Origin of the sequence: Actinomyces stomatis, assembly GCF_031292835.1 — a bacterium.
Lineage (GTDB): Bacteria > Actinomycetota > Actinomycetes > Actinomycetales > Actinomycetaceae > Actinomyces > Actinomyces stomatis.
On record NZ_JASPEP010000004.1, the window covers coordinates 117,980 to 143,098 of the forward strand.

Sequence of the window (25,119 nt, forward strand, 5' to 3'; positions counted from 1 at the left end):
CACAGCGGACATGAACGCTGCGGCGACGTAGGGGTCCAAGCGGAACTCCCGAGATTCCGGGGTCGTCGTCCAACCGCATCTACTGTGGAGCCAGCCATGTCGATGTGTGGACACCGAGTCGCTGACGCGACGCGGGAGAAAAACAAAGGCATCAGTTCGGATCATTTAATGAAATGAATTTTGCGACCGAGGCATGAACTTCTGGATTTCCGGCCCAGTATGCATGCCTGGCGTCCGGAATCATGAATACTTCCGCATTTGGGATTCGATTTCCAAGGATTGCTGCGTTGCCAGGATCGGAGATAGGGTCGTTCGTGCCGTGCAGGATCAAAGTGGGGGCCGTAATGTTTTCTGGGGCTGGCCCGTCAGGGCGGTCTGAGGCCTTGCTGTGGATGCTCATTGCTTCCGGTGAATGAGGTGCGGGGAAGACGCTGGTGGCTTGTTGAGGATTTGCTGCGATCCAAGGATCCGGATAGAAGAGTGAAACTAGTGCGCTTGGGTCGCCGGATGCTAGGGCCGCTGCTCCAGTGGTAGGGCGAGGTAGTCCAGTTCCGTCACCAACGCTGGTGCCCCCAATGATGAGTGTAATAATGCGATCTGCATGCTCCGCTCCGAGCCACTGAGCAATTCTTCCTCCCATTGAGTGTCCGTAAACGTGCGCCCTGTCGATGCCTGCGTGATCGAGGATGGTTACTACATCCTTTGCGAAATCTCTCGTCGACCATTCTGAGTTCAGTGGCGCTGTGTTCTGGCCGGTGCCTCTGTGGTCAAGGAGTACGATGGTTCGATTGGTGAATTCGCTGAGAACGGAGTCCCATCCGTGGTGGTCGAGTCCCCTTCCTTGGATAAGCACTAATGGAGGTTTGGGTGATAATGTGTTTCTTATGGAGTACCAAAGGCTGCCGCCGTTTGACAGTGTCACAAAAGTCATGATTCGATCATATCATGAAAACTTAAAAGCTGTTCGCTGGGGTGGTGGGGATGATGAGATTGCGTTCACGAGTGGGAGATTGTTTTTACTGTCAGTGGCTCTTGTGTGTGGTTCCGTTTGCATTCTTGTCTCGAATCGTCCCCTGAGTCTCACGTCCTCTCTCTGTCATTTTGACGCCTAGACTAACCCTATTCTCTCCTCTTGAGAAGGAATCTGAATAAATGCGTTTATGTCAGCCAGGCTGTGATGCCGTGGATGATGGCCGCGATCGACGGGCCGATGATCATGGCCACCTCTCTGCGTCGGATACCGATGCCGGCGTCGACGATCTGGACCACCATTGCAGCCATGAGGACCAGCCTCACGGTAGTGATGTCTGAAGCGGCGACAAAAGGTACGGCTGCCGTCATCACGCCGAGGGGAACCGCTCGAGCCGCATACATCTGAGCGAAGAACCTCTCCCCGGCGCTGACCTCTCGCGACTTGCTCATGATCTGAGGTTGGAAGACAGCCAGCAGTGATGACAACGTACTGATTGTTGCGGCGATAGCGTTGAGAATCTGAAGTATGGCAATCGGCACCGTTAATCACCTGAGAGGAGGAAAGGTGGAGAGAGCCTCAGCCGGGGATCGCGCTGCCGTCGTCGCCCTCGCCCATGCGGATCCGCCAACGTCCTGAACCGCCGTCGGACTGGGAACCGGAGGGCATACGGACCATGCCCTCCTGGGCGATGGTCGACACGAGCCTGCCGGATGAGTCGAAGACCTGTGCGCGCGCCATGCCGCGGCCGCCCTGTGAGGACGGGGAGTCCTGCACGTAGAGCAGCCAGTCGCCCATGTCCACGTCCCGGTGGAACCACTGGGCGTGGTCGAGGGTCGCCAGACTCATGCCCTCGCTGCGCCAGGACAGTCCCTGGCTTCGCAGCACCGGCTCCAGCATCACCTGATCGCACACGTAGGCCAGCAGTGCCCGGTGCACAGTCTGGGCGGTCTGCTCCGGGATGCGGCTGCGCGAGCGCATCCACAGGTGCTGGCGACCGACACGCTCCTTGGTGGGGCGCAGGTAGAGATTGCCCTCCACGTGCCTGAGGTCGAAGGCCGCCGTTCGCCCCAGGAAACGCGCCACCGGATGGTCGATCGTGCGGAAGATCTCCAGAGCGCTCGTCAAGTCCTCAGGGCGCGGAACCGAGGGGGCAGAAACATGGAGGTCGGCCCCCTCCTGCTCCTCCTGGAAGGAGGTGAGCATGGTGAGGATCGGCGTGCCCTCCTGGGAAGCGGTGGTGCGTCGTTGGGAGAAGGACCGCCCGTCGTGCAGGCGCTCGACGGCGAAGGTGATCGGCGTGTCGGGCTGCCCGCCCCTCATGAAGAAGGCATGGACCGAGTGCGGCAGACGTTCACCGTCACCGTCGTCCTCGATCGTGGCCGCCGCGGCAAGCATGCCCTGGGCAACCACCTGTCCTCCATAGACCCGGCCCGAGAGCTGGGGCAGAGAGCCTCCGGAGAAGATGTCCTCCCCGTCACCCGCCGCCAGGTTGAGGATCCGGGTCACCGACCCGAGAGGCTCCTCCGTGGCGGCGGGGACGGGGTAAGGGACTGTCACAGGCCGAGCTCCTCCAGGATCGGCAACTGAGCACGCACCGCCGTGCGCGCGTCCTCGGCCGTCGCTGCGTCCAGGGCGATCCTCGCCAGCTCCTGGCACTCGGCGAACGTGACGGACTTCAGGACGGCGTCGACATCCGGCAGCGCGCGTGCCGTCATCGACAGAGAGGCGACTCCCAGACCCACGAGGACGGTCGCCAGTGCCGGGTCCGCTGCGGCCTCACCGCACACGCCCACCGGGCGTCCCTTGGGGGAGGCCCCTTCACACGCGGTACCGATCAGACGCAGGACGGCCGGCTGCCAGGCCGTGGACAGGTCGGCCAGCGAGGACAGCAGACGGTCGGCCGCCATGACGTACTGGGTGAGGTCGTTGGTACCCACGGAGGCGAAGTCGGCGTGCTCGAAGAGCTTGTCGGCCATGAGCGCGGCGGAGGGCACCTCGATCATCATGCCGGCCGTCTTCAGACCGTAGGAGCGGGCCTTCTGCGTGAAGGCCTCCGCCTCCTCGGCCGTGGAGATCATCGGGGCCATGACCCACACCTTGGCCTCAGTGGCGGCCTCGGCCTTGGCCAGGGCCTCGAGCTGGTGGTCCAGGACCTCGGGGTCGCGGCGCGTCGTGCGGTAGGCGCGCACACCGAGCGCCGGGTTGGCCTCGGTGGCGTCGGTCAGGAAGGGCAGCGGCTTGTCCGCACCGGCGTCAAGCGTGCGCACCACGACCTTCTTGCCGGGGAACGCCTCCAAGACGCCCTGGTACGCCTCCACCTGAGCCTCCACCGTGGGCTCCTCGGGCTGGTCCAGGAAGCAGAACTCGGTGCGGAACAGGCCGATGCCCATGGCCCCGGCCTCTGCGGCACTACGGGCGCCGGCTGCGTCACCGACATTGGCCAGCAGCTGGACCTCGTGGCCGTCCTTCGTGGCTCCGTCACCGTTGAAGACGCGCACTCGCGAGGCGAGCTCCCTGGCCCGGTGCAGAGCGTCCTCGGAGGGGTTGAGGGTGATGCTCCCCTTGGTGCCGTCGACCAGGACGATATCGCCCTCGGCCAGTGCGTCAGTGACCTCCTCACCGGTGCCGACGATCGCCGGCATGCCCAGGGCTCGGGCCAGGATCGCGGTGTGCGAGGTGGGGCCGCCCTCGGAGGTGATGAAGGCGATGACCTTCTCGGGGTCCAGCAGCGCGGTGTCGGCCGGGGCCAGATCCGTCGCCACGAGCACGAAGGGCTCAGGCAGACGGGGGATTCCCGGCATCGGGGACTCGGTCAGGACGGCGACGATGCGGTCGCGCACGTCCTGGACGTCACGAGTGCGCTCGGCCATGTAACCGCCCAGCGACTCCAGCATGGCGGCCAGTGTCCCTGCCGACTCCCACACGGCTCGCTCTGGAACCAGGCGCTTCTCGCGCACCATGGCCTGCGCGGTCGAGGTCAGGGTGGGGTCGGCCGCCATCTGTGCTGTGGTCTCAAGGAGGGTTCGGGCCTCGGCCTTGGCCTCGGCCGCGGACAGCTCCAGGCCCTTCTTGACCTGCTGGGCCGCCAGTGCGATGCGCTCGCACTCCTTCTCGACGTCGCGACTGGGCTCGAGGGTCGCGATCTCGGGCTCAGGAATGGGGGGTGCCATCCTGGCGACGGGGCCGGCCACAAGGCCAGGGCTCACACCGATGCCGGACAGAGTTGTGGAGGTGGTGTCGGACGCTGTCATGTGGTGCTCCTCATCGGAGACGAATGGGGATCATCGCTCATTGTGCCCCGACTGTGGCCGGAATGAGGCGTTTCCGCCAGGGGAATAACGAGCTCCTCTGCGGCGTCGTCAAGGCAGCTATCGTGTTCCCGTAAGGTTACGTGAGGGAACGCCGTCAAGCGAGGAAGGTGCTCCCGCACGGTCGTCTCCCGCGCGGCAGGCCCCCGCTGCCTCCGTGGGCATGCGTCCTTCCTTCCGCCCCGGATTCTTCGCCGCGGACAACGCGGAGGTGGGATAAAGTGATCGTGAGCACGAAGGACCTCATTTGCCCGACCAAGCGCATGACTGACGGGGATTGCGTGAGGACGGCAACCGGGAAGGAGAAGCCATGAGCACTGCATCAGACATCGTCGCCGGTCTCGGCGGCCAGGAGAACATCACCGATCTCGAGCCGTGCATTACGCGTCTGCGTGTCGAGGTCACCGATCAGACGAAGGTTGATGAGGAGGCGCTGCGAGCGGCCGGTGCCTTCGGCGTGGTGCGTTCGGGCCGTGTCGTCCAGGTCGTCGTGGGGCCCACGGCGGACAACCTTGCCTCGGAGATCGCGGCTCTCTGACTGATCAGCCCGTTCCCGGACGGTCTGCGTGGGCGCTCGGCTCCAGCACCTTCATCGCGGAGCCGGGCGACCCGTCTGTCCTGGTACGGCGTTTAGGCGCATGCCGGGAACGAGGGCGGGGCTCACCGGCTGGTCAGTCGACGGCCGGCCGACCGTGCGGTCCTGGGCACACGTTCCCCGAGCTTCTCATCCGCAGTGGCGCCATCCCGGGGCGTCGCAGTGAAACAGCTGCAGCAAAACGTCACGAGACACGGTGCGGCGGGTGCACAACCCTCAGCTGCTAGGGCACACTTGGACACTGCTAGTCCTGCTAGCACCCGCATCCCGATCCAACCCATCCATCCCCAGGGGTGATGGCGGAGCGCAACCCTGCTCCATGCCCGCTCCATGGCGCTCCACCGCACATCTGCTCACGCAAGGTTGACCCACGCACATGAACGAGTTCAACGACGACCAGCTATCTGCTTCTGAGAGCCTCAAGCAACTGGCTGAGGCGCACGGCGTCTCCACCGAGTACTGGGACTATCACGGCAACCTTGCCTCTCCCTCAAGCGCCACTCTCAGGGCCGTGCTCGCCGCGTTGGGGGTGAGCACCCACTCCGAGGAGGAGATCGGGCGCGCTCTGCGAGAGGTCGAGGACGCCCCCTGGAGGCAGACGCTCGCTCCCACGGTCGTCACGCGCGGCGGTGTCGAGTCCACCGTCCCCGTCTACGTGCCCGACGGCGCCAGGGTGCGGGTTCGCGTTGAGCTCGAGGACGGCGACGTCCGTGAGCTGACTCAGACCGAGGACTGGACCGTGCCCCGGGAGGTGGACGGCATCAAGCGCGGCCGCGCCTCCTTCATCCTCGGTGCCGATCTGCCCCTGGGGTGGCACCGGATCATCGCCGAGGTCAGCCCCGGCTCCAGCTCCACCGACCAGGCGGCCCCGCAGGGGGCTCACGCCGCACCGCCCGCCGACGGCGAGGCGGACACCGTCACAGTGACCTCGGCTCTGGCGGTCACCCCCAACCACCTCGATCTGCCCGAGTCCCTCGGTGAGCGCGGTTGGGGAGTCATGACCCAGCTGTACTCGACCCGCTCACGCAGGTCGTGGGGGACCGGCGACACCGACGACCTCACTGAGCTCGCCGCCTTCCTGGGGGACCAGGGGGCCGACTTCCTGCTCATCAACCCGCTGCATGCGGCTGAGCCGGTGGCGCCGATGACTCCCTCGCCCTACCTGCCGGTGACGCGTCGCTTCGTTAACCCGCTCTACATCCGGCCGGAGAACATCCCCGAGGTGGCCCACCTGTCCGGCCCCAAGCGCTCGCTGGTGCAGTGGGCCTTCGAGGAGGTCAAGGACAGTGACCTGAGTGCCGAGCCGATTGACCGCGATGCGGTGTGGAAGGCCAAGCGCGAGGCCCTCGAGGTCATCTTCGCCGCCGGTCGCTCCTACTCCCGTCAGCGAGACTTCGAGCGCTTCCGCGCCGAGCAGGGCGAGGGTCTGGAGCGCTTCGCCCTGTGGAGCGCGCTGGTGGAGAAGCACGGGCCCCTGCAGTCCTGGCCCGCCACGCTGCGGGAGGCGGACTCCGCATACGTGGCCAACGAGGCGCACCAGCTGGCTGAGCGCATCGACTTCTTCGCCTGGTTGCAGTGGATCGTCGACGAGCAGCTGGCCCGTGCCCAGGCCGAGGCCCTCGCCTCGGGGATGGCCCTGGGCATCATGGATGATCTCGCCGTGGGTGTGCACGCGCAGGGCGCGGACGTATGGTCCAACCCGGAGGCATTCGCCTCCGGAGTCACCGTGGGGGCTCCGCCGGACATGTACAACCAGCAGGGCCAGAACTGGTCCCAGCCGCCGTGGAACCCTGAGTACCTGGCGCGCAGCGCCTACGCCCCTCTGCGTGACATGGTGCGAACGGTCCTGCGTCACGCCGGCGCACTGCGCGTGGACCACATCATCGGCCTGTTCCGCCTGTGGTGGATCCCCGAGGGCATGGGCGCGGACCACGGCGCCTACGTGCGCTACGACCACGAGGCCATGCTCGGCGTCGTCCTCCTGGAGGCTTACCGGGCCGGCGCCGTCGTCATCGGTGAGGACCTGGGAACCGTGGAGCCCTGGGCGCGCGACTACCTGGCCAGTCGCGGTGTGCTGGGAACCAGCGTCCTGTGGTTCGAGAAGCAGCACGACGGTTGGCCCCTTCAGCCCCAGGACTACCGCAGGCTCGCCCTGTCCACGGTCAACACCCACGATCTTCCCCCGACTGCCGGCTACCTGGCTGACGAGCACGTCGATCTGCGCGAGCGCCTCGGCCTGCTCACTGAGCCGGTCGAGCAGGTGCGTACTGAGGCCCGCATTGAGCGTGACCGGATGACCGCCCGACTGCGCGAGCACGGTCTGCTGGGGGACGCACCCACGGAGCGTCAGGTCGTGGAGGCCCTGCACCGCTACGTGGTGCGCACCCCCTCGGTCCTGGTCGGTGTCGCTCTGGTCGACGGCGTGGGGGAGCGGCGCGCTCAGAACCAGCCCGGCACTGACCAGGAGTACCCCAACTGGCGGATCCCCCTGGCCGACGGTGCGGGCGAGGTTGTCCTGGTCGACGACCTGCCCGAGAACGCACGCCTGGGCAGCCTGCTGAGCGTCGTACGAGACGAGATGTCCCCGCAGGACTGAAGACTCTCGGTCCGAGCTCACCGGACCAGACGGGCCGGAGCCGGGTAGGCCGCTGAGACGCTGTGGTCCCGACTGTCACACCGACGGTCGGGACCACACGTAGTGCAGGCGGGGCCGGATGAGACCGGACCCGTGCTCGGGCCTAGGCCCAGGTCACAAGCGTGTCGCCGGCTGCGACCCTGCGGCCGGGTGACATCGGCTTCACATCGGATTCGTCGCCCTCCAGGGCGATGACTGGGACGATCGGGTTGAGTCCACCGGTCTCGATTTGAGCGGGGGACCAGCTGATGACGGGACTGCCCGCATCGACGGTCTGTCCCTCATCGGCCAGGAGAGTGAAGCCGCTGCCCCCAAGACTCACGGTGTCCAGCCCCAGATGGACCAGGATGCTGCGGCCGTCATCGTTGGTGACGACGTAGGCGTGGGGGTGGATCTTCGTGAGTGTCCCACTGATGGGGGCCAGGGCGCTGACCTCGTCCCCGGAATCGGGGTCCGGGAAGACAGCTACACCGGGGCCGACGATCTTGCCGGAGAAGACGGGGTCGGGAACGTCGTCGAGAGCGATGACGAGACCGGATACCGGGGACTGGACGGTCAGGCTCACCGCAGGTCCTCGATGTCCTCCGCGATCGTGTCCGCGTTGGGGCCGACCACGACCTGCACGATATCGCCGAGCTTGACGACCCCGTGCGCGCCCGCGGCCTTCAGGGCAGGCTCGTCCACGAGGGAACCGTCCTCCAGCTCGCAGCGCAGCCGCGTGATGCAGGGCTCGATCTCCACGATGTTGTCGAATCCTCCGAGAGCGTCGACGATGTTCTGTGCCTGAGACATGTGTTCCTCCTGGGTCTTCCCGGGCGGCTGCCGGGATCGGTGGGTGATGGTGCCGAGATGAGGCGTCAGGACGTAGGGGAGGTGCAGTCAGGTGCGGCACCTTCGCCGGTACCGGACTAATGGTCCATACCAGTACCCCATGGTACAGGTCGCTCGGAGGTTGTCCAGTACCGGCCTTCAACGACTCCTCAAGGCTATGAGCGGTCGGGGCGGAAAGCGGGCTTGGGTGCGGCCACCGGGACCCACAGGGTGTAGCGGTCGGCTCGGAACAGGGTGCGCGAGTAGTCGATGGCGCAGTGCTCGTGGAAGGTGCGTCGAGTGATGTCCAGGGTCGGGGCGCCCTCCTGGACGGGCAGCAGTGCTGCCTCCGGGGCCGTGGCCGCGTGGGCCTCGATCATGTCCTCTCCCCACTGCGGCGCCAGGCCGGCCTGGGACAGCTCGGCGTAGACCGAGAAGTTCGGGCTGGTGCGCAGCAGATCGGGAAGGAGCCCTGCGGGGATCCAGTTCTCCTCGATCGCCATGGGGATGGCGTTGGCGGTCAGTAGGCGACGCAGGTGGTGGACCTCGGCCCCCACCTCGAGCTCAAGCGCCTCCGCCACGCTCTCCTCGGCGGCAATGGTCTCGGCCTGCAGCATGACGACACCGGGTTCCATCCCGCGCCGCTGCATCTCCTGAGTGAAAGAGGTCAGCCGAACCTGCAGGTCGAGCTTCGGGGGTGCCACGAATGTCCCCTTGCCCTGATGCCGCTCCAGGATGCCGTCGACGACGAGGGTGTCGATGGCCTGGCGCACGGTCATGCGGGAGACCTCGAACTGCTCGCACAGCTCACGTTCGGACGGCACCGGGCTGCCGTTGGCGAGCCCGTTCCTGACCAGATCCAGCAGGTGATTGCGCACAATGACGTACTTTGCCGGCTTCTTGCCTGCGTTCTTGGGCATGGGGCTCCCCTGGTTGACAGTGAGTGGAGGCGGCCAGAGAAGGGGGTGGCCGCGACCACTGCTTCCGCTCCGTCGCGTCGACTTTCATATCATTATGGCCGACGAGCTGTATCCCGCGCTTGACATTGAAGGGTCTATCGGTTTTTCTGGTGGTACTGGTCCAGACGTGTTCGGTGTCGATCCGTCCCGACTACCACCGTCATGGTGGCTATCTCTGACGCGGCAATGCAGCCGCTCGATCCTGAACTGGAGAACATCATGTCAGACAAGAAGAAGACGGGCGGCGCCTTCGCCCTTGCTCAGCGTCTGGGGAGATCCCTGATGCTGCCCATTGCCACGCTTCCGGCGGCGGGTCTGCTGGTGCGTCTGGGGCAGGCGGACATGCTCGGGGCCGAGGGGCTCGCCTCGAAGTTGTCCTGGGTGCAGCCCGTCGCAGACATCTTCGCCGCGGCCGGTGGGGCAGTCTTCGACAACCTGCCCCTCATCTTCGCCGTCGGCGTCGCCGTGGGCTTCGCCAAGAAGGCCGACGGCTCCACCGGGGTGGCCGCCCTGTTCGGATACCTCATCTACCGCGCCGTCACCTGGACCATGTCGCCCATCATCATGGGCAAGCCCGACCCCCTGAGCAAGGAGACCCTCGACTGCCTCCACTCCTTCGACCCTGCCACCGGCAAGATCGCACAGGTCGGCCCCTGGAACCAGGGAGTCAAGCTTTGCGACATCCCCACCCAGACGCCCATCAACTACGGCGTCCTGGGCGGAATCGTTATCGGCGTCGCCGCCGCCCTGCTCTGGCAGCGGTACTACCGCGTCAAGCTGCCCGACTGGCTGGCCTTCTTCGGCGGACGCCGCTTCGTCCCGATCGTCACCTCCGGCGCCTCCCTCGTCATCGCCCTGGTCATGTCGGCGATCTACCCCGCCTTCAACTGGCTCATCAACGAGCAGCTCGGCGGCTGGCTCATCCATGCCGGAAACTCCAAGGGCGTCAGTGGTGCCCTGGCGGTCTTCGTCTTCGGTACCGTCAACCGGCTGCTCATCCCCTTCGGCCTGCACCACCTGCTCAACTCCGTGCCCTGGTTCCAGCTCGGCTCCTGCCAGACGGCCTCCGGGGACACTGCGCACGGTGACATCACCTGCTTCTTCCAGGGCGTGGACGGTTCGAACTCGTGGACCGGAGGCTTCATGACCGGCTTCTTCCCGATCATGATGTTCGCGCTGCCCGCTGCCGCACTGGCCATCTGGCACACGGCCAAGCCCGCCAAGCGCAAGGCGACCGGTGCCCTCATGATCTCGGTGGCCCTGACCGCCTTCATCACCGGTATCACTGAGCCCCTCGAGTACGCCTTCGCCTACGTGGCCTTCCCGATCTACGCCGTCCACGCGGTACTCACCGGATCGTCCCTGGCCATCGCCAACCTGCTGGGCGCCAAGGACGGCTTCGCCTTCTCCGCCGGAGCGATCGACTATCTGCTCAACTTCGGCAAGTCCGCCGAGCTCTCCGGAGGTGTGGTTCGCGGCCCGCTCATGATTGTCATCATGGGACTGGTGTACGCCGTCATCTACTACTTCCTCTTCAGGTTCCTCATCGTCAAGTTCGACTTCAAGACCCCTGGGCGCGAGGACGACGACGTTGACGCCTTCGCCGCCGCGCAGGCCGCCGCCGCCAAGTCCACGGGCAAGAAGCCTGCGGAGTCATCCCGGCGCTGAACGATTCGGGTACTGGGACGTCGGGGCCGGTACCTCACGGGCTGGGGCCGAGCGCGTCATGCGCTCGGCCCCAGCTCATTGCGTTCTCCTGAACCCGGTGTCCGGGCCGGAGCACGACGCGGCTAGTGGATACTCGGGCTCTCAGCGGCTTGCGCCCTGGCCACGCGCAGCGTGTCATCGAGGTTCTCGCGCACGATCCGTCGCAGCGCGGCCGGTGCCTGGGTGTGGGACTCCAACCAGCCCGTCAGGGCGGTGGCCGGGTCATCAGCGCCCTCCAGGCCCACCGTGACGCAGGACCACAGGCCTGTCAGCAGATTCTCGGCCATGTGGAAGGTTCTCGAGGACCATACGGAGTCGATGGCCTCCACATACGCGCCCACGAAGGGAACCAGCAGTTCAGGGTGGCGCTCGACGTTGGTCAGGCCCCGCAGTACGCGCACCTGGGTCTCATTGGGCATGGAGGCGTCATCGACGAGCGCTTGCCACGTGGCCTGCTTCGCCTCCGGGGTCGGAATCGATGCGCGAGCCTCGGCGGCGCGCTCCCGTCCTGTGGTCGTGCGGTCCCGAGCCTCCTCGGCACGGATCTGCTCCTCCCCGCTGCGGCCGGCGGCCACCAGACCGATCAGCAGGTCCCACCGCAGATCCTGGTCGATGTCGAGCCCGCCAAGGGTCTCGGTCCCCTCCAGAAGACCGGCGACGACGTCGAGCTGCTCTTCAGTGACGGCGTGAGCGGCCAGCGCCCGGACCAGCTGAAGCTGCTTGTCACTGCCGTGCTGGGCGGCTCGAGCCAGCTCCAGCAGCCGGTCGGCTGTTCCCGGAGCGAGATCTCGGCGCGTGGTCGGGGGCAGGAAACCGGACAGGCAGGTGGTGACCCGGCCCAGAAGACCCTGGATGACCGAGGAGTGCTCCTCCACGGCCAGCGCCCGCAGTGCCGCTTCAAGGAAGCGGGAGGCGGCGAGCTCGCCGTCGCGCACCATGTCCCAGGCCGAGGCCAGGACGATCGAGCGCGGCAGGGACTCGGAGAAGGCCTCGATGTGATCAAGCCCGAAGGACAGAGACGCCTCATCGAGGCGCACCTTGGCGTAGGTGAGGTCGTCGTCGTTGAGGATCATGACGTCGGTCCGCTCAGAGCCGACCAGCTCGGGAACCTCAGTCATCTCGCCGTCGACATCGAGCTCGATGCGGTGGGTGCGCTCCAGGCGCGCCTCGGCGCCCCTGCCGGTCAGGCTGTAGCAGCCGATCGCCACTCGGTGCGGGCGCAGAGATGCCGGCGAGTCGGCGGGGACCTCCTGACGGACGGCCGCCTGGGTGATGACGCCGTCGGCGTCGGTGGCGAGCTGCGTGCGCAGGGTCGTCACGCCGGCCTCCTGAAGCCACAGACGGGTCCAGGTACCTAGGTCGCGGCCTGAGACCGCCTCCAGCTCACGGAGCAGGTCGCTCAGCTCGGCGTTGGCGTAGGCATGCGCCGCCAGGTAGCGCTGGATGCCGGCGAAGAAGTTGTCCCTGCCCACGTAGCCCACGAGCGCGGCCAGGACCGAGGCCCCCTTGGCGTAGGTGATGCCGTCGAAGTTGACCTCGACGTCGTGAAGATCGTTGATCTCTGCGGCCACGGGGTGGGTGGAGCTGAGCTGGTCCTGGTTGTAGGCCCATCCCTTCTCCAAGGTCTGGAAGGTCGTCCAGGCCTGGTTCCAGCGGGTGATCTCGGCAGTGGCCAGGGTGGAGGTATACTCGGCGAAGGACTCATTGAGCCACAGGTCGTTCCACCAGGTCATGGTGACCATGTCTCCGAACCACATATGTGCCAGCTCGTGCAGGATCGTCACAGCTCGCCGCTCCACGCGGGCCTCGACGGGCCTCGAGCGGAAGATGTAGTCATCACGGTGGGTGACGCAGCCCGCGTTCTCCATCGCCCCGGCATTGAACTCGGGAACGAAGATCTGATCGTACTTGGTGAAGGCGTAGGGGGTGGCGAACAGGTCCTCGTAGTAGGCGAAGCCCCGCTTGGTCAGGTCCAGGATCTCCTCCGAGTCCATGTGCTCGACCAGGCTCTTGCGGCAGTAGACGCCCAGGGGCACGGTGCGTCCGTCGTCGGCCACGTACTCGTCGGTCGCACCGACGTAAGGCCCGGCGACGATGGCCGTGACATAGGAGCTCATCGGTTCGGTGGGGGCGAAGACGAAGGTGTGAGCGTCCCCTGAGCCGTCGGGGGCCTCAGTGGGAGTCGGCTCAGGAGTGGGGGAGTTGGACAGCACCGTCCAGCTCGACGGTGCGGTGACGGTGAAGGTGAACGAGGCCTTGAGATCGGGCTGCTCGAAGACGGCGAATACCCGCCGGGAGTCGGGGACCTCGAACTGGCTGTAGAGATAGGTCTCGCCATCGGCCGGGTCGGTGAAGCGGTGCAGTCCCTCTCCGGTGTGCATGTAGGCGCAGTCGGCGACGACGACCAGTTCGTTGTCTGCGGCCAGATTCTTCAGTGCGATGCGCGAGTCCGCGTAGACCTCGGCCGGGTCAAGAGGGAGTCCGTTGAGGGTGATGGAGTGGACAGTCGGTGCAACGAGGTCGATGAAGGTGGAGGATCCCGGTGCGGCCGCGAACCGTGCCGTAGTGGTGGAGCCGAAGACCGTCTCACCGCGCGTGAGATCGAGGACGACGGCGTAGCTCTGGGTCTGTACGGTTGCGCTGCGCTCGGCGGCCTCAAGACGAGTCAGGTTCTGGCCGGGCATAAGAACTCCTGTCTGAAGGGGAAGCGCGGCCCATGGGGGCGCGCCGGGCGATTGTCTCACCTTCTGATCGGCACTGGCAGCGCCTGGAGCGCTGCATATAACGGCGCCGGGGGACGACACGTCACATGTCGTCCCCCGGCGCCGAGGCTGTTCCCGTGGTTCGGGGAACGTCAGCGGATCAGGTCAGATCGGCTCAGGCCTTGTTGCGGCGACGCAGGACCAGCGCTGCGCCTCCGGCCACGGCGAGGAATGCGGCGATTCCGCCGAAGATCATGCCGTTGGCGCCGGTGTGGGCCAGAGACCGGTCGCTGTCCTTGGTGGTCTCACCGCCGGCCCGGTTGTCCGAGGAGGACTCCTTGGCGTTCGAGTTCAGGTTGTTGACCTTCTGATCGGTCCCACCCTTGTTGTCGCCACCGGCCTGCTTGCCACCGCCGTTGGCCTGCTTGTCACCGCCACCGTTGTTGTTGCCGCCGCCGTTGTTCTCGGAGGCCTTCTGCTCAGCAGCCTTCTGCTCGGTGGTCTGCTGCTCAGTGGTGGTCTTGTCGCCACCGCCGTTGGCCTGCTTGTCACCGCCACCGTTGTTGTTGCCGCCGCCGTTGTTCTCGGAGGCCTTCTGCTCAGCAGCCTTCTGCTCGGTGGTCTGCTGCTCAGTGGTCTGCTGCTCAGCGGCCTTCTGCTCGGTGGTCTGCTGCTCGGTGGTGGTCTTGTCGCCACCGCCGTTGGCCTGCTTGTCGCCGCCACCGTTGTTGTTGCCGCCGCCGTTGTTCTCGGAGGCCTTCTGCTCAGCAGCCTTCTGCTCGGTGGTCTGCTGCTCAGCGGCCTTCTGCTCAGTGCTCTCAACGGTGAAGGTGTGGTTGGAGACCGTGGTCACGGTCTGGCTGGTGGCCGTCTCGCTGTGGTGGGAACCGGTCAGCACCAGGAGGTACTCGCCATTGGCCGCGTCAGCGGGAGCGGGCAGGTTGCCCGTGAGGTTGCCGTTGGCGTCAACCGTCAGCTCTCCAAGGGTGTAGGTGATGCTGGAGTCGCTCTTGCTCTTGAGCACGACAGTCACCGTCTCGCTGGCGTAGAAGCCCTGGGCGTTGAAGGTGAAGGTCTGGGCCTGGCTCTCTGTGCGGGCGGAGACCTCGTAGGAGCCGGTGATGCGCGTGTCGTCGAAGTAGATCTGAGTCTGCTGCTGCGTAGTCACCTGGGCCATCTCAGTCTTGCCGCCGTTGGTCGTGCAGCCGGCGCCGATCTTCCACCCTTCGGTGGTAGTGGCAGCAGAGGTGCCGATGGACTTGATGAGTGCCGCCAGATCGAGGTCTGAGGTCCAGCTGCCGTCCGAGGCCGCTTCGGTCTTGACGACGTCGGAAACGGTGCCGTCCGGTGCGTACAGCGCGATGCCGACGGTGGCCTGCTTCCCGGTGCAGCCGGTTCCCGAGACGGTGAAGGACGTGTTGGAGCTGGCGGAGACGAAGGTCTTCTCCTGGGTGATCTTGAAGCTGCTGCCCTCGCTGGTCTTGCCGGGGGCCGGCGTGGCCTCGGCGGTGCTGCTGGGAGCCGAGCCGGGTTGAGTGGTGCTGCTGGGGGCCGGCGTGGCCTCGGCGGTGCTGCTGGGAGCCGGGCTGCTGGAGCTGCTCGGGGTGCTCGGGCTGTTCCGGTTGGAACTGTTGGCAAGAGCAGGGGAGGCAATGAGCGAGGCTCCGGTCATTGCGGCCACCGCGCTGGCTGCGGCCAAGGGGCGTCCAAGACGCATGTGTCCTCCTAGGTCTGACGGGGGAACGATGGGTGTCGGTGATCCGATTTCTTCACCGACTCGTTATCTACCGTAACGAGGAATAGGGCGGGGGCGTGGGTCTCCGAGGTGATACCAGTCACATACGGGAGTGTCCTCGCTCACGTGAGAATATGGATAGTGGCTCGGGAAGAGCGACGAAAGACTGATACGGCGGGGAACGCTCGGGGTGTCGGTGGTCGGCGATTAAGAGGCTGCTGGCCGACAGGTTTTGGGGCTGTACCCATAGCGGGCCAGCAGGGCGCGCGACTCCTGGTTGGGTGAGACGATGATCGATTCGTCCCGAGGCCCTGTCGGAAGGTCGATGATCGTCGTGGTGGCTCCGGCCCTCCTGGCTTTCGAGGCGCTGCGTCCCAGCGCGACCAGGTCGCTGAGTCCGGTGCCTGAGTCCAGGGTGATGTTGCCGGCCACGGTGTGCGCCAGCTGATGGAGTGCGACTGGGTTACTGGCCTTCTGTCCAACGGCGGACAGCACGGCCTGCATGACGGTGGTCGTGGACTGTGTGCGGCGCTGGGCGCCATCGGTCTGATTCATGGTCACCCACGTGCCGTCGCGCAGAATCTCCGGGTGCCGTGAGCGGACAAGAGCCAGGGCGTCGATCCCACTGAGCCGGTGGCGTCCGGCATGGGTGAGATTCAGTCCGGTATAGGCGTCCCGAACCGGCTCGGGAACGTCCACCTCAATGCCTCCCAACGAGTCGATGATGGTGGCGAACTGAGCCATATCGATGGTCACCAGATGCGTGACGGGGATCCCCAGGCCGGTGCACAGGGCATCGACCGTGTTCTGCGGTCCGGGGACGTAGGTGGTGGCCAGGCGGTCCAGCTCCCTGCCCTTGCTGTTGATGGTCAGGTCCCGGGGCAGGTTGATGACGGTGAGCCCCTCCTGGGAGGGACGTACGAGGGCGATGACATCAGCGCGGGAGCCCTCCACCTCCTGAGTGGTTCCGTAGCGGTTCTGGTCGCCCGGCACGGTGGTGCGGGAGTCGGTCCCCAGGATCAGCCAGGTCTCGCCGGCTGTCGGAGAGGATGCGGAGGGCATGGCGATATCGACGCGTGCGGGGCGATGAACCAGGACGGCCACGTCTGTTCCCAGTGCCAGAGCGGTCGTCATCACTGCGGCGCTCAGGCCAACGACGATCCTGCGTCGCCGCGACCAGTGCCTGATGCCATGGCGGCCGCTGCCTCGGCGGCGCTGTGAGGGCGGGGAGGAAGCGGCGTCGCTGGGGTCCCCAGTGTCGGCTGAGGCGGCTGAGGAGCCTGCGCTGTGCTCGTCGTTGGAGGTGGAGTCCATGGTTTCAGTGTCCGCTGCGGGGCGGTGCTATTGCCGGAAGGCGCGGTTGTGCGCGCCGTATGAGGGGTGCGGGATAGAAAAAAGCCGCCGGGGAGACGGCACGCGGTGGTGCTGTCTCCCCGGCGGGACGTGTTCCCAGTCAGACTGGGGGATGCGATCAGGCCTTGCGGCGACGCGCGATGAGGGCGCCACCACCGATGACCACGAGGGCCGCGGCAATGCCGCCGAAGAGCAGGCCGTTGGCACCGGTCTGGGCCAGGGGCTTGTTGGAGGTGGATGCCGCCGGAGTGGCGCCGTTGTCGGCCGGGGTGTTCACGCTGCCACCGTTGGCGGGAGCGGTCGGGGCGGCGGTGGCGCCGTTGTCGGCGATGCTGTTGCCGTCGTTGGCCACGAGGTCGAAGCGGTGGTCCTTGACGACGACGGTCTTGGTGCTGCTGCCGCCCTCGCCGTAGCGGGCTCCCTCGATGGTCAGCGTGTACTCGCCGTCGTCCACGTTGGCGGGAGCCGGCAGTTCGCCCTTGACGTTGCCCTCGGCGTCAGCCGTCAGCTTGCCGATGGGGTAGGTCTTGGAGGGGTCGGTCTTGCTGACCAGGGTGAAGGTGACCTCCTCGTTGGGGGAGAAGCCCTTGACGTCCATCTTGAAGGTCTGAACGCCCTTCTCGTCGGTGCTGATCTCGTAGGTGCCCTCCACCTTGGTGTCGTCGAAGGCGATGCCCTCCTGTGCCTGGCCCTTCTCCTCGCCGTAGGTGACGCAGCCGGCTCCGATGGACCAGCCGTCGGCCGTGCCGTCCGTCTTGGCCTCAACGCCGGTGGACTTGACCAGGTCGGGGATGTCCAGGGTGGTGGACCAGTTGCCCTCAGCGTCGGGGGTGGCCTTCACAATGGTGGACATAGTGCCGTCAGGGGCGTACAGGGCGACACCGACCACCGCGTCCTGGCCGGTGCAACCCGTTCCGGACACCGAGAAGGCGGTGTCCGTGGGGCTGACGATGTTCTGCTGGTCGTCGGCGAACTTGATGCTGCCATCGGCCAGGGCGGGCGAGGCGGCGAGGGAAGCGCCGATGGCGGCAGCCATCACGCTCGCGGCGGCCAGGGGGCGTCCAAGACGCATGAGTACTCCTAGGTCTACGGGTGTAGGTGGCAACCGGTGAGACGGGGTGTCACCGCGTTGTTATCAACCTTAGCGTTCTATGGGAGGAGGTTCCATCGTTTTCTGTGAATGAGGTATCGGCCTCAGTGCCGAGTAGTTGCGGCTTATCCTATGTGGGCCAATGGGTTCTGGCTTGCGGGTGCGGTTCCGAGCGCCCGGGTCCGTTACCAGATGGAGACCCGTTTGTCCGGGGCCAGCCACAAGGCGTCGTCGGACGTGACGTCGAAGGCCTCGTAGAAGGCGTCGACATTGCGCACGATCCCGTTGCACCGGAACTCGGCCGGCGAATGCGGGTCCACGGTCAGAAGCAGCTCGGCGTAGTCCGGGCGGCTCTTGGAGCGCCAGATCCGAGCCCAGGAGTAGAAGAAGCGCTGTAGACCAGTGAGTCCGTCGATGACGGGAGCCTTCTCCACTGAGGGGATACCGGCGTCGGCCAGGGCCAAGGAGTATGCCTTGAGAGCGATGCCCAGGCCACCCAGGTCGCCGATGTTCTCCCCGATGGTCAAAGCGCCGTTGACGTGCGGGATCTCGGTGTCCTCCGTGCCCGCTGCCCGGTGCTTGTCGACGACGACCTCGGGCGTGTAGGCGTCGTACTGGCTGATGAGCGCGCTCGTACGCTCGGTGAAGGCATCCCGGTCCTCCTGAGTCCACCAGTCGCTGACCTTTCCGGTGCCGTCGAAGGTGGAGCCCTGGTCGTCGAAGCCGTGGCCGATCTCGTGGCCGATGACAGCGCCGATCCCCGCGTAGTTCACGGCGTCGTCGGCCTGCGGGTCGAAGAAAGGAGGCTGAAGGATCGCAGCGGGGAAGACGATCTCGTTCATGGTGGGGTTGTAGTAGGCGTTGACCGTCTGCGGGGTCATGTGCCACTCGTCGCGGTCCACCGGCTTGGACAGCTTGCTCAGCGAGTAGGCCATATCGGCCCGCTCCACGCTGCGCACCGAGGCCAGGACGTCCCCGGGGACGATCTCGACGGCGGAGTAGTCGCGCCAGCGCACCGGGTAGCCGATCTTGGGGGTGAACAGAGCCAGCTTCTCCAGGGCCCGTTCCCGTGTGGCCGGACTCATCCACTCCAACGAGGAGATGGACTGGCGGTAGGCCTCGATGAGCCGGCCCACCAGGGTCTCCATCATCGACTTGTGCGACGGCGGGAAGTGCCGCTCCACGTAGATCTCGCCCAGCGCCTCGCCCAGACAGGACTCCACCAGGCCGACGCCGCGCTTCCAACGGGGGCGCAGCTCGTCAGTCCCCTGGAGCGTGCGGCCATAGAAGTCGAAGTTCTCCTCCACGAAGGCTCCTGACAGCAGGGTGGCGCGTCCGTGAACGACGTGCCAGGCCGCCCAGGCCTTGAGGTCCCCCAGGTCGGTTTCCTGCCAGACGCCGGCCGCGTGGGGGAGGTAGTCGGGCTGGGTGACGATGGTCTCGTCGAGGAAGACGGTCTGCTCGATGCCGGCGGTTCGGGCGGCCGCGCGAATCCCTTCACGCCACTCGTGCCAGGGAAGGCCGGGTGCCGAGTCCACGATCTCCTGCCAGGACATCGGGTTGTTCATCTTCTCCACGTCACGGCATGTGACGCGGTCCCAGTGGCCCTTGGCCAGGGCGGTCTCCACGGCCATGACCCGCTCGGCGAGGTCCTCACCGGAGGCGCCGAAGGACTCCGTCAGACCCGCCAGCACCAGCATCCTGGCCACGTGCGCCACGTAGGCCTGGCGCAGCGGGGCCTGAGCCTCCTCGCGGTAGTACGACTCGTCCGGCAGCCCCAGCCCCGACTGTCCGATCCAGCTCGTATAGCGATCCGGGTCGTTGATGTCGACCTCGACATCCGCACCGACGACGCCCATGAAGCCGATCGGCGTCATCTTGCCCAGCGCTCTGGCCAGCTCCTCCTTGGAGGAGGCCCCCAGCACCGGCGCCAGCTCCTCAGTCAGTGGCTCGGCCCCGAGCTCCTCCAGGTGGGCCTCGTCCATGAAGGCCTCGTAAAGGGCGCCGACTCGGCCCCGGTTGGTGGCCAGGACCTCCGGGGCACTCTCGGACGCAACGGAGGAGAAGTGCTCGGCGAGCTCCTCGACGATCTGGCGGCAGGCGGCCTCGGCCTCGTCGCGCAGCGTGGTGAAAGCACCGCTGCTGGGACGGTCCGCCGGGATCTCGGCGGTGGCGAGCCACTGGCCGTTGACGAATCGGAACAGGTCATCCTGGGGGCGGATGGAGGTGTCGGTGTGCCCCGTCTCCAGCACTCCGGCGAGAACCTCGCCGGCAGTGGTGCCGGAGGCGCTCGCCGGCTGAGAGTCCCGGATCGGTGAGTCGGATGAGGAGCCGGTGGGAATCGGTGAGGTCGCGGAGGCGTCAGTCATAGCGGACACGCTAACCCGGTCCGGTGCCGTCCGGCGTCCTGACAGCACCCGTGCCCTCATGGTGCGAAGCGCTGTTCGCGTGAGGCACAATTCTGCCCATGCGCATCCATATTGCCTCCGACCACGCCGGTTTCGAGCTCAAGAGCGCCGTGATCGAGCACCTGAGGGAACAGGGGCACAGCGTCGTCGACCACGGAGCCCACTCATACGACCCGGATGACGATTACCCCGCCTTCTGCCTGGCCTGCGGGGAGGCCGTGGTGGCCGACGCCGGCAGTTTTGGCATTGTTCTCGGGGGGAGCGGCAACGGGGAGCAGATCGCCGCCAACAAGGTCGACGGAGTGCGCGCCGCCCTGGCCTGGTCGATCGAGACGGCCCGACTCGGCCGGCAGCACAACAACGCCAATGTCGTCGCCGTCGGAGGGCGCATGCACGACCTGGGCACGGGAATGGAGATTATCGACGCCTTCCTCGCCGAGCCCTTCAGCGGGGATGAGCGCCACGCGCGTCGTATCGCGCAGCTCACCGACTATGAGCGTCGCATTCACGGGGACGCCAAACCGGCAGCGGATCCCGACGGCGCCTCCACCCCCACCGGGGCCTGAGCATGCCGGAGGGGCACACCATCCACCGGCTCGCCGCCGCCCTTGACGAGCTCTACGGTGGTCAGAGCCTGCGCGTGCGCTCGCCGCAGGGGCGTTTCGCGGACGGAGCGAGCCGTCTTGACGGTCAGGTCCTCCTGGGCAGCCAGGCCCATGGCAAGCACCTCTTCCTGCCCTTCGGCCCTCGCGCCGACACGTCCCTCGACGACGCCTCCGTCACCTGGCTGCGGATTCACCTGGGCCTCTACGGGGCGTGGACCTTCGACGGCGACCGTGAGTTCACGGCGCCCCACGCCATCGGGGCGCCGCGTCGGCGCGTCGGTGAGCGCGGCGAGCATGCCCTCAAAGGTGGGGGAGGGTCGGCCCTGGCCGGGCTGAACGGCGGGAGCCTCGAAGCCGAGGGGCAGGATGCAGCCACGCATGGGCCCGCCCCCGAGGAGTGGGAACCGCCCGAGCCGCGTGGCGCGGTGCGGCTGCGGCTGCTCGGCGAGCACGGGGTGGCCGACCTGACCGGACCGGCGGCCTGCGAGCTGCTGGACTCCGAGGGCGTGGCCGCCGTGCGCCGTCGCCTCGGCCCGGACCCGCTGCGTGCCGACGCCGACGTCGAGTCCTTTGTGGCCAAGGCGCGCTCGCGGCGCAAGAGCATCGGGGAGCTGCTCATGGACCAGGCCGTCATCTCCGGAGCCGGCAACATCTACCGGGCCGAGACGCTCTTCCGGGTCGGGGTCTCGCCGTTCCGAGCGGGCAACCGCATCAGCCAGGAGCGGCTGCGGGCCATCTGGGAGGACCTGCGTCCCCTCATGGAGTACGGGGTGGCCACCGGCTTCATCACCACCGTCGACCTCGACGACGTCCCCGCCCCCCTGCCACCTGACGACCCCGAGGCCGGCCGGTGGTACGTGTACCACCGCACCGGCCGTCCCTGCCTGCGCTGCGGGACCCCGGTGGCGGAGCGGGAGGTCGCCTCCCGCCGGCTCTTCTGGTGCCCGACCTGTCAGGCCCACTGAAACCGGCTGGCGACCCTCCGGGTCCCACTAAGGTGGCGGCATGTCGAACGCCTCGCCCGCCCTGCACTCCTCGAGCTGGTCCTCCTCGACCGCCGGCCTGCTGACCCGCGACCATCACCTGACCGTTCCCCTGGACCGCAGCGGGCAGGGGGACTCAGCCCCGGACAGCACGGAGACCATCACTGTCTACGCCCGTGAGATCTCAGTTGCCGGCATCGACCCGGTCTCCCGGCCGCCACTGGTCTTCCTCCAGGGCGGGCCGGGCTGCGAGGCACCCCGCCCCAGTGCCGACTCCGGGCTCGGCTGGATCGGTGCGATCCTCGAGCACCACCGACTCATCCTCGTCGACCAGCGCGGCACCGGAGCCTCCTGCCCGGTGGACCGGCCCGATGCCGCCGGCACCCCAGTAGACACCGCCCGGCTGCTCACTCATCTGCGTGCCGATGAGATCGTCGAGGACTGCGAGGACCTGCGCCGCGCTCTGGGCCTGGAGCGCTGGAGCCTGCTGGGCCAGTCCTTCGGAGGGTTCTGCGTCACCCGGTACCTCTCCGAGCATGCCCAGAGCCTGGAGAAGGTCTACATCACCGGTGGCCTGCCCGCCGTCGGGCACAGCATCGACGAGGTCTACGCCCTCAGCTACGAGGCGATGCGCCTCAAGAGCGAGGAGTACTACGCCCGCTTCCCCCAGGACCGCGACCGCATGGCGTCCCTGGCTGAGAAGGCCGGTCGGGGCGAGCTGAGGACGGCGGCTGGAGACCTCGTCGGACCTGAGCGCCTGCGCTCGCTCGGCGCCCTGCTGGGTGGAGCCGGGGGCGCGGACACGATCCACTACCTCCTGGAACGCGACCCCGACTCATGGGCCTTCCGCTACGACCTGGGACAGTGCCTGCCCTTCGGCGGCAGGTTCCCGCTCTACGCCGTCATCCACGAGTCCTGCTGGGCCGACACCGGCACCACCGACTGGGCGGCCCAGCGGGTGCGCCCCGCGGTCTTCGACGACGATCCCACCCTGTTGACAGGTGAGCACGTGCGCCGTGATGCCTTCGTCGAGGACACCGGCCTGCACCCCTGGCTGGAGGTGGCAGACCTCCTGGCCGCGCACGAGTGGCCGGCGCTCTACGACCCGACCCGCCTCAGGTCCACGACGACCCCCGGGGCGGCCGCCGTCTACGCCCGCGACGTGTTCGTGCCGATGACCACCTCCCTGGAGACGGCCGCGCTCATCCCCGGCCTGCGCATCTGGATCACCAGCGAGTACGAGCATGACGGCTCACGCGCCTCCGGCGGCCGGGTCTTCAACCGCCTGCGCGACCTGGCCACCGGAGTGGTCGCCCGCTGACCGGGTGCATGAGTGCGCTCAGCGGGTGCCCCAGGGGCTTGCCGGAATACTCGAGGGACGGCATGAGGCGGTCTCCGGGCCACTGAGAGGCGGCTCAGATGTAGATGGTCGGATCCATCATGAGCTCGGGGTCGGTGCGAGGGTCGCGGGCTCGGCTGGGTACGCCCACGGCGACATAGCCCTGCGGGAGGTTCTTCACCAGGACCGCGTTGGCACCCACCTTGGCCCCGTCCTCGACGACGACCGGCCCCAGGACCTTGGCGCCGGCTCCGATCTGCACATTGTTGCCGATGGTGGGATGACGCTTGCCGGGGCTCATCGACACCCCGCCCAGTGTCACTCCGTGGAACAGCAGGACGTCATCGCCGACCTCGGCCGTCTCGCCGATGACCACGCCCATGCCGTGGTCGATGAAGAAGCGCTCACCGATGACTGCAGCCGGGTGGATCTCGATACCGGTGAAGTTTCGGGCGGCCTGAGACAGGGCGCGCGCCGCGAAGCGGTGCCCCTTGTGCCACAGCTTGTGGGCGGCCCGGTGCGCCCACAGGGCGTGGACACCCGGGTAGAGGAGGGCCACCTCCACGTTGGAACGGGCGGCGGGATCGCGCCTGCGGGCCGTGGCCAGGTCCTCGCGGGCCAGGTCCAGAAGGGACCGTTCGGAGTTGTGCATGGTGTGCTCCTCTGGTGGGTGACGGTGCGGCCCAGGTCGGCTTGTGAGCCTTCACCTCACCCGCTGCGCCGGTGACAACACCGACGGCGGCTCACCTGTTCCCAGGATCGCCGCCGTCGGGGCCGTCAGTCGAGGTAGTCCTTGAACAGAGGCGTGGACAGGTAGCGCTCACCGGTGTCCGGCAGAACGGTGACGATGGTCTTGCCCTCCAGCTCGGGGCGCCTGGCCAGCTCGCTGGCGGCGGCCAGGGCAGCGCCCGAGGAGATCCCCACGAGGAGGCCCTCCTCCGCCGCGGCACGGCGTGCGTAGGTGATGGCGACGTCGGAGTCGATGTGGAGCAGCTCGTCCCAGATGCCCTGGTCGAGGATCTCGGGAACCACGTTGGGGCCCAGACCCTGGATCTTGTGGGGTGCGGCCTGCCCCTCGCTCAGCAGCGGGGACTCGGAGGGCTCGACGCCGTAGATCCTCACCCCGGGCTTCTCCTGGCGCAGAACCTGGCCCACACCGGTCAGCGTGCCCCCGGTGCCGATGCCGGCCACGAAGACGTCGATGTCACCCCCGGTCTGCTCCAGGATCTCCCGGGCCGTAGTCTCGCGGTGGACCTTGGGGTTGGCGGGGTTGGTGAACTGGGATGCCAGGATCGAGTTGGGGATGGCCGCCTGGATCTCCTCAGCACGCTTGACCGCCCCGGCCACGCCGCCCTCAGTGGTCAGCACCAGCTCCGCACCGAAGGCGCGCATGATCGCCCGGCGCTCCTTGGACATGGTCTCGGGCATGGTGATGATCACCTTGTAGCCCAAGGCCGCACCCACCATGGCCAGGCCGACTCCGGTGTTCCCGGAGGTCGCCTCCACGATGGTGCCGCCGGGCTTGAGGTCACCGGACTCCTCCGCGGCGCGCACGATGGACAGAGCGATGCGGTCCTTGACCGAGGCGGCCGGCTCGAAGGCCTCCACCTTGGCCAGGACGGTGGCGGGGGCTCCATCGGTGACACGGTTGATGCGGACCAGGGGAGTGTTGCCGACCAGGGCGGTTGCGTCAGGTGCGTACGTCATAGTGATGTCCTTCGGATGTGGGTTGGGTGAGCCCTGTGGCTGCGGTGACCGGCGGCGCTGCGCGATGAGGCGACGTCGGGCCCGCAAGAGCTCGTGAGAGGAAGAGAAATGGGGACGGTCCGCGTCCGTCAGGGGTGGCCACGTCGTACGGAGTGGCTCAAACAGCAGGGGTGACCGCCTGCTCCGGGAGCGCCGGGCATGCGCGCAGCG

The 25,119-nt window shown here is 67.1% G+C and carries 20 protein-coding genes; 6 read left to right on the forward strand and 14 right to left on the reverse strand.

Translation table 11 applies throughout. The features are described 5' to 3' along the window. Nucleotides 1–151: 151 nt before the first annotated feature. The 4 genes from RIV12_RS04125 to ptsP form a co-directional block, all read right to left on the reverse strand. Nucleotides 152–931 carry an alpha/beta fold hydrolase gene (locus tag RIV12_RS04125; RefSeq protein WP_309322329.1) on the reverse strand — a complete coding sequence of 260 codons (780 nt, stop codon included), beginning with the start codon at nucleotides 929–931 and terminating at the stop codon, nucleotides 152–154. Between the two features lie 227 nt (nucleotides 932–1,158). Then, on the reverse strand, nucleotides 1,159–1,422 hold the full coding sequence (locus tag RIV12_RS04130; RefSeq protein WP_256695740.1) for a hypothetical protein: 264 nt from the start codon (nucleotides 1,420–1,422) through the stop codon (nucleotides 1,159–1,161). A 127-nt stretch (nucleotides 1,423–1,549) separates the two neighbouring features. Then, nucleotides 1,550–2,530, reverse strand: coding sequence for an acyl-CoA thioesterase (locus tag RIV12_RS04135; RefSeq protein ID WP_309322331.1), 981 nt, complete (start codon nucleotides 2,528–2,530; stop codon nucleotides 1,550–1,552). Continuing rightward, nucleotides 2,527–4,224 (reverse strand): phosphoenolpyruvate--protein phosphotransferase, encoded by a 1,698-nt coding sequence (gene ptsP / locus RIV12_RS04140; protein ID WP_309322333.1) that lies wholly within the window; start codon nucleotides 4,222–4,224, stop codon nucleotides 2,527–2,529. The genes RIV12_RS04135 and ptsP overlap by 4 nt, the downstream gene beginning before the upstream one ends. Before the next feature lie 367 nt (nucleotides 4,225–4,591). On the opposite strand from ptsP, the gene RIV12_RS04145 reads away from it, so the two are divergent. Together RIV12_RS04145 and malQ are read left to right on the forward strand one after the other, a co-directional pair. Continuing rightward, nucleotides 4,592–4,819 carry a PTS sugar transporter subunit IIB gene (locus RIV12_RS04145; protein WP_070659179.1) on the forward strand — a complete coding sequence of 76 codons (228 nt, stop codon included), beginning with the start codon at nucleotides 4,592–4,594 and terminating at the stop codon, nucleotides 4,817–4,819. A gap of 433 nt (nucleotides 4,820–5,252) precedes the next feature. Then, nucleotides 5,253–7,472: a 4-alpha-glucanotransferase gene (gene malQ / locus RIV12_RS04150; RefSeq protein WP_309322335.1), complete on the forward strand. Its 2,220-nt coding sequence runs from the start codon at nucleotides 5,253–5,255 to the stop codon at nucleotides 7,470–7,472. Nucleotides 7,473–7,614: 142 nt separating this feature from the next. Here the strand turns inward: malQ and RIV12_RS04155 are convergent, their stop codons facing one another. The 3 genes from RIV12_RS04155 to RIV12_RS04165 all read right to left on the reverse strand — a co-directional run bounded on the left by RIV12_RS04155 (nucleotide 7,615) and on the right by RIV12_RS04165 (nucleotide 9,241). After that, nucleotides 7,615–8,076 carry a PTS sugar transporter subunit IIA gene (locus tag RIV12_RS04155; RefSeq protein WP_309322337.1) on the reverse strand — a complete coding sequence of 154 codons (462 nt, stop codon included), beginning with the start codon at nucleotides 8,074–8,076 and terminating at the stop codon, nucleotides 7,615–7,617. Next, the gene (locus RIV12_RS04160) at nucleotides 8,073–8,303 is read right to left on the reverse strand and encodes a PTS sugar transporter subunit IIB (RefSeq protein WP_309322339.1); all 231 of its coding nucleotides are present in this window, start codon (nucleotides 8,301–8,303) and stop codon (nucleotides 8,073–8,075) included. Before RIV12_RS04160 ends, RIV12_RS04155 begins: the two co-directional genes overlap by 4 nt. Before the next feature lie 194 nt (nucleotides 8,304–8,497). Continuing rightward, nucleotides 8,498–9,241, reverse strand: a complete 744-nt coding sequence (locus RIV12_RS04165) for a GntR family transcriptional regulator (RefSeq protein WP_309322341.1) — start codon at nucleotides 9,239–9,241, stop codon at nucleotides 8,498–8,500. A 258-nt stretch (nucleotides 9,242–9,499) separates the two neighbouring features. On the opposite strand from RIV12_RS04165, the gene RIV12_RS04170 reads away from it, so the two are divergent. Next, complete coding sequence (locus tag RIV12_RS04170) at nucleotides 9,500–10,948, forward strand: PTS transporter subunit EIIC (RefSeq protein ID WP_075418738.1); 1,449 nt, start codon at nucleotides 9,500–9,502, stop codon at nucleotides 10,946–10,948. Nucleotides 10,949–11,070: 122 nt separating this feature from the next. On the opposite strand, the gene pepN is transcribed toward RIV12_RS04170, so the two are convergent. The 5 genes from pepN to RIV12_RS04195 all read right to left on the reverse strand — a co-directional run bounded on the left by pepN (nucleotide 11,071) and on the right by RIV12_RS04195 (nucleotide 20,236). Next, nucleotides 11,071–13,671, reverse strand: coding sequence for an aminopeptidase N (pepN, locus tag RIV12_RS04175; RefSeq protein WP_309322343.1), 2,601 nt, complete (start codon nucleotides 13,669–13,671; stop codon nucleotides 11,071–11,073). Nucleotides 13,672–13,864: 193 nt separating this feature from the next. Next, on the reverse strand, nucleotides 13,865–15,406 hold the full coding sequence (locus tag RIV12_RS04180) for an LPXTG cell wall anchor domain-containing protein (protein ID WP_309322345.1): 1,542 nt from the start codon (nucleotides 15,404–15,406) through the stop codon (nucleotides 13,865–13,867). 225 nt (nucleotides 15,407–15,631) lie between these two features. Continuing rightward, complete coding sequence (locus tag RIV12_RS04185; RefSeq protein WP_309322347.1) at nucleotides 15,632–16,738, reverse strand: LCP family protein; 1,107 nt, start codon at nucleotides 16,736–16,738, stop codon at nucleotides 15,632–15,634. Between the two features lie 157 nt (nucleotides 16,739–16,895). After that, nucleotides 16,896–17,849, reverse strand: coding sequence for an LPXTG cell wall anchor domain-containing protein (locus tag RIV12_RS04190; protein ID WP_075418683.1), 954 nt, complete (start codon nucleotides 17,847–17,849; stop codon nucleotides 16,896–16,898). Between the two features lie 203 nt (nucleotides 17,850–18,052). After that, a complete protein-coding gene (locus tag RIV12_RS04195; protein ID WP_309322350.1) occupies nucleotides 18,053–20,236 on the reverse strand; it encodes a M13 family metallopeptidase in 2,184 nt (727 codons plus the stop codon). A gap of 98 nt (nucleotides 20,237–20,334) precedes the next feature. Here RIV12_RS04195 and RIV12_RS04200 point away from each other — a divergent pair, with 98 nt between their 5' ends. From RIV12_RS04200 to RIV12_RS04210, 3 genes are read left to right on the forward strand one after another with little or no spacing between them, the layout of a single operon-like run. Further along, nucleotides 20,335–20,841 carry a ribose-5-phosphate isomerase gene (locus RIV12_RS04200; protein WP_309322352.1) on the forward strand — a complete coding sequence of 169 codons (507 nt, stop codon included), beginning with the start codon at nucleotides 20,335–20,337 and terminating at the stop codon, nucleotides 20,839–20,841. 2 nt (nucleotides 20,842–20,843) lie between these two features. Next, nucleotides 20,844–21,845: an Fpg/Nei family DNA glycosylase gene (locus RIV12_RS04205; RefSeq protein WP_309322354.1), complete on the forward strand. Its 1,002-nt coding sequence runs from the start codon at nucleotides 20,844–20,846 to the stop codon at nucleotides 21,843–21,845. Nucleotides 21,846–21,885: 40 nt separating this feature from the next. Next, nucleotides 21,886–23,184 carry an alpha/beta fold hydrolase gene (locus tag RIV12_RS04210; protein WP_309322356.1) on the forward strand — a complete coding sequence of 433 codons (1,299 nt, stop codon included), beginning with the start codon at nucleotides 21,886–21,888 and terminating at the stop codon, nucleotides 23,182–23,184. A gap of 94 nt (nucleotides 23,185–23,278) precedes the next feature. On the opposite strand, the gene epsC is transcribed toward RIV12_RS04210, so the two are convergent. Further along, nucleotides 23,279–23,854, reverse strand: coding sequence for a serine O-acetyltransferase EpsC (gene epsC / locus RIV12_RS04215; protein WP_075418679.1), 576 nt, complete (start codon nucleotides 23,852–23,854; stop codon nucleotides 23,279–23,281). A 125-nt stretch (nucleotides 23,855–23,979) separates the two neighbouring features. Then, nucleotides 23,980–24,909, reverse strand: a complete 930-nt coding sequence (cysK, locus tag RIV12_RS04220) for a cysteine synthase A (RefSeq protein ID WP_309322358.1) — start codon at nucleotides 24,907–24,909, stop codon at nucleotides 23,980–23,982. Between the last annotated feature and the right edge of the window lie 210 nt (nucleotides 24,910–25,119).

What these genes read in the sequence shown, in the direction of transcription:
- RIV12_RS04125 (WP_309322329.1), bottom strand. Translation starts at nt 931, where the DNA reads ATGACTTTTGTGACACTGTCAAACGGCGGCAGCCTTTGGTACTCCATA.
- RIV12_RS04130 (WP_256695740.1), bottom strand. Translation starts at nt 1,422, where the DNA reads ATGAGCAAGTCGCGAGAGGTCAGCGCCGGGGAGAGGTTCTTCGCTCAG.
- ptsP (WP_309322333.1), bottom strand. Translation starts at nt 4,224, where the DNA reads ATGACAGCGTCCGACACCACCTCCACAACTCTGTCCGGCATCGGTGTG.
- RIV12_RS04145 (WP_070659179.1), top strand. Translation starts at nt 4,592, where the DNA reads ATGAGCACTGCATCAGACATCGTCGCCGGTCTCGGCGGCCAGGAGAAC.
- malQ (WP_309322335.1), top strand. Translation starts at nt 5,253, where the DNA reads ATGAACGAGTTCAACGACGACCAGCTATCTGCTTCTGAGAGCCTCAAG.
- RIV12_RS04160 (WP_309322339.1), bottom strand. Translation starts at nt 8,303, where the DNA reads ATGTCTCAGGCACAGAACATCGTCGACGCTCTCGGAGGATTCGACAAC.
- RIV12_RS04165 (WP_309322341.1), bottom strand. Translation starts at nt 9,241, where the DNA reads ATGCCCAAGAACGCAGGCAAGAAGCCGGCAAAGTACGTCATTGTGCGC.
- RIV12_RS04170 (WP_075418738.1), top strand. Translation starts at nt 9,500, where the DNA reads ATGTCAGACAAGAAGAAGACGGGCGGCGCCTTCGCCCTTGCTCAGCGT.
- pepN (WP_309322343.1), bottom strand. Translation starts at nt 13,671, where the DNA reads ATGCCCGGCCAGAACCTGACTCGTCTTGAGGCCGCCGAGCGCAGCGCA.
- RIV12_RS04180 (WP_309322345.1), bottom strand. Translation starts at nt 15,406, where the DNA reads ATGCGTCTTGGACGCCCCTTGGCCGCAGCCAGCGCGGTGGCCGCAATG.
- RIV12_RS04185 (WP_309322347.1), bottom strand. Translation starts at nt 16,738, where the DNA reads ATGGACTCCACCTCCAACGACGAGCACAGCGCAGGCTCCTCAGCCGCC.
- RIV12_RS04190 (WP_075418683.1), bottom strand. Translation starts at nt 17,849, where the DNA reads ATGCGTCTTGGACGCCCCCTGGCCGCCGCGAGCGTGATGGCTGCCGCC.
- RIV12_RS04195 (WP_309322350.1), bottom strand. Translation starts at nt 20,236, where the DNA reads ATGACTGACGCCTCCGCGACCTCACCGATTCCCACCGGCTCCTCATCC.
- RIV12_RS04200 (WP_309322352.1), top strand. Translation starts at nt 20,335, where the DNA reads ATGCGCATCCATATTGCCTCCGACCACGCCGGTTTCGAGCTCAAGAGC.
- RIV12_RS04205 (WP_309322354.1), top strand. Translation starts at nt 20,844, where the DNA reads ATGCCGGAGGGGCACACCATCCACCGGCTCGCCGCCGCCCTTGACGAG.
- RIV12_RS04210 (WP_309322356.1), top strand. Translation starts at nt 21,886, where the DNA reads ATGTCGAACGCCTCGCCCGCCCTGCACTCCTCGAGCTGGTCCTCCTCG.
- epsC (WP_075418679.1), bottom strand. Translation starts at nt 23,854, where the DNA reads ATGCACAACTCCGAACGGTCCCTTCTGGACCTGGCCCGCGAGGACCTG.
- cysK (WP_309322358.1), bottom strand. Translation starts at nt 24,909, where the DNA reads ATGACGTACGCACCTGACGCAACCGCCCTGGTCGGCAACACTCCCCTG.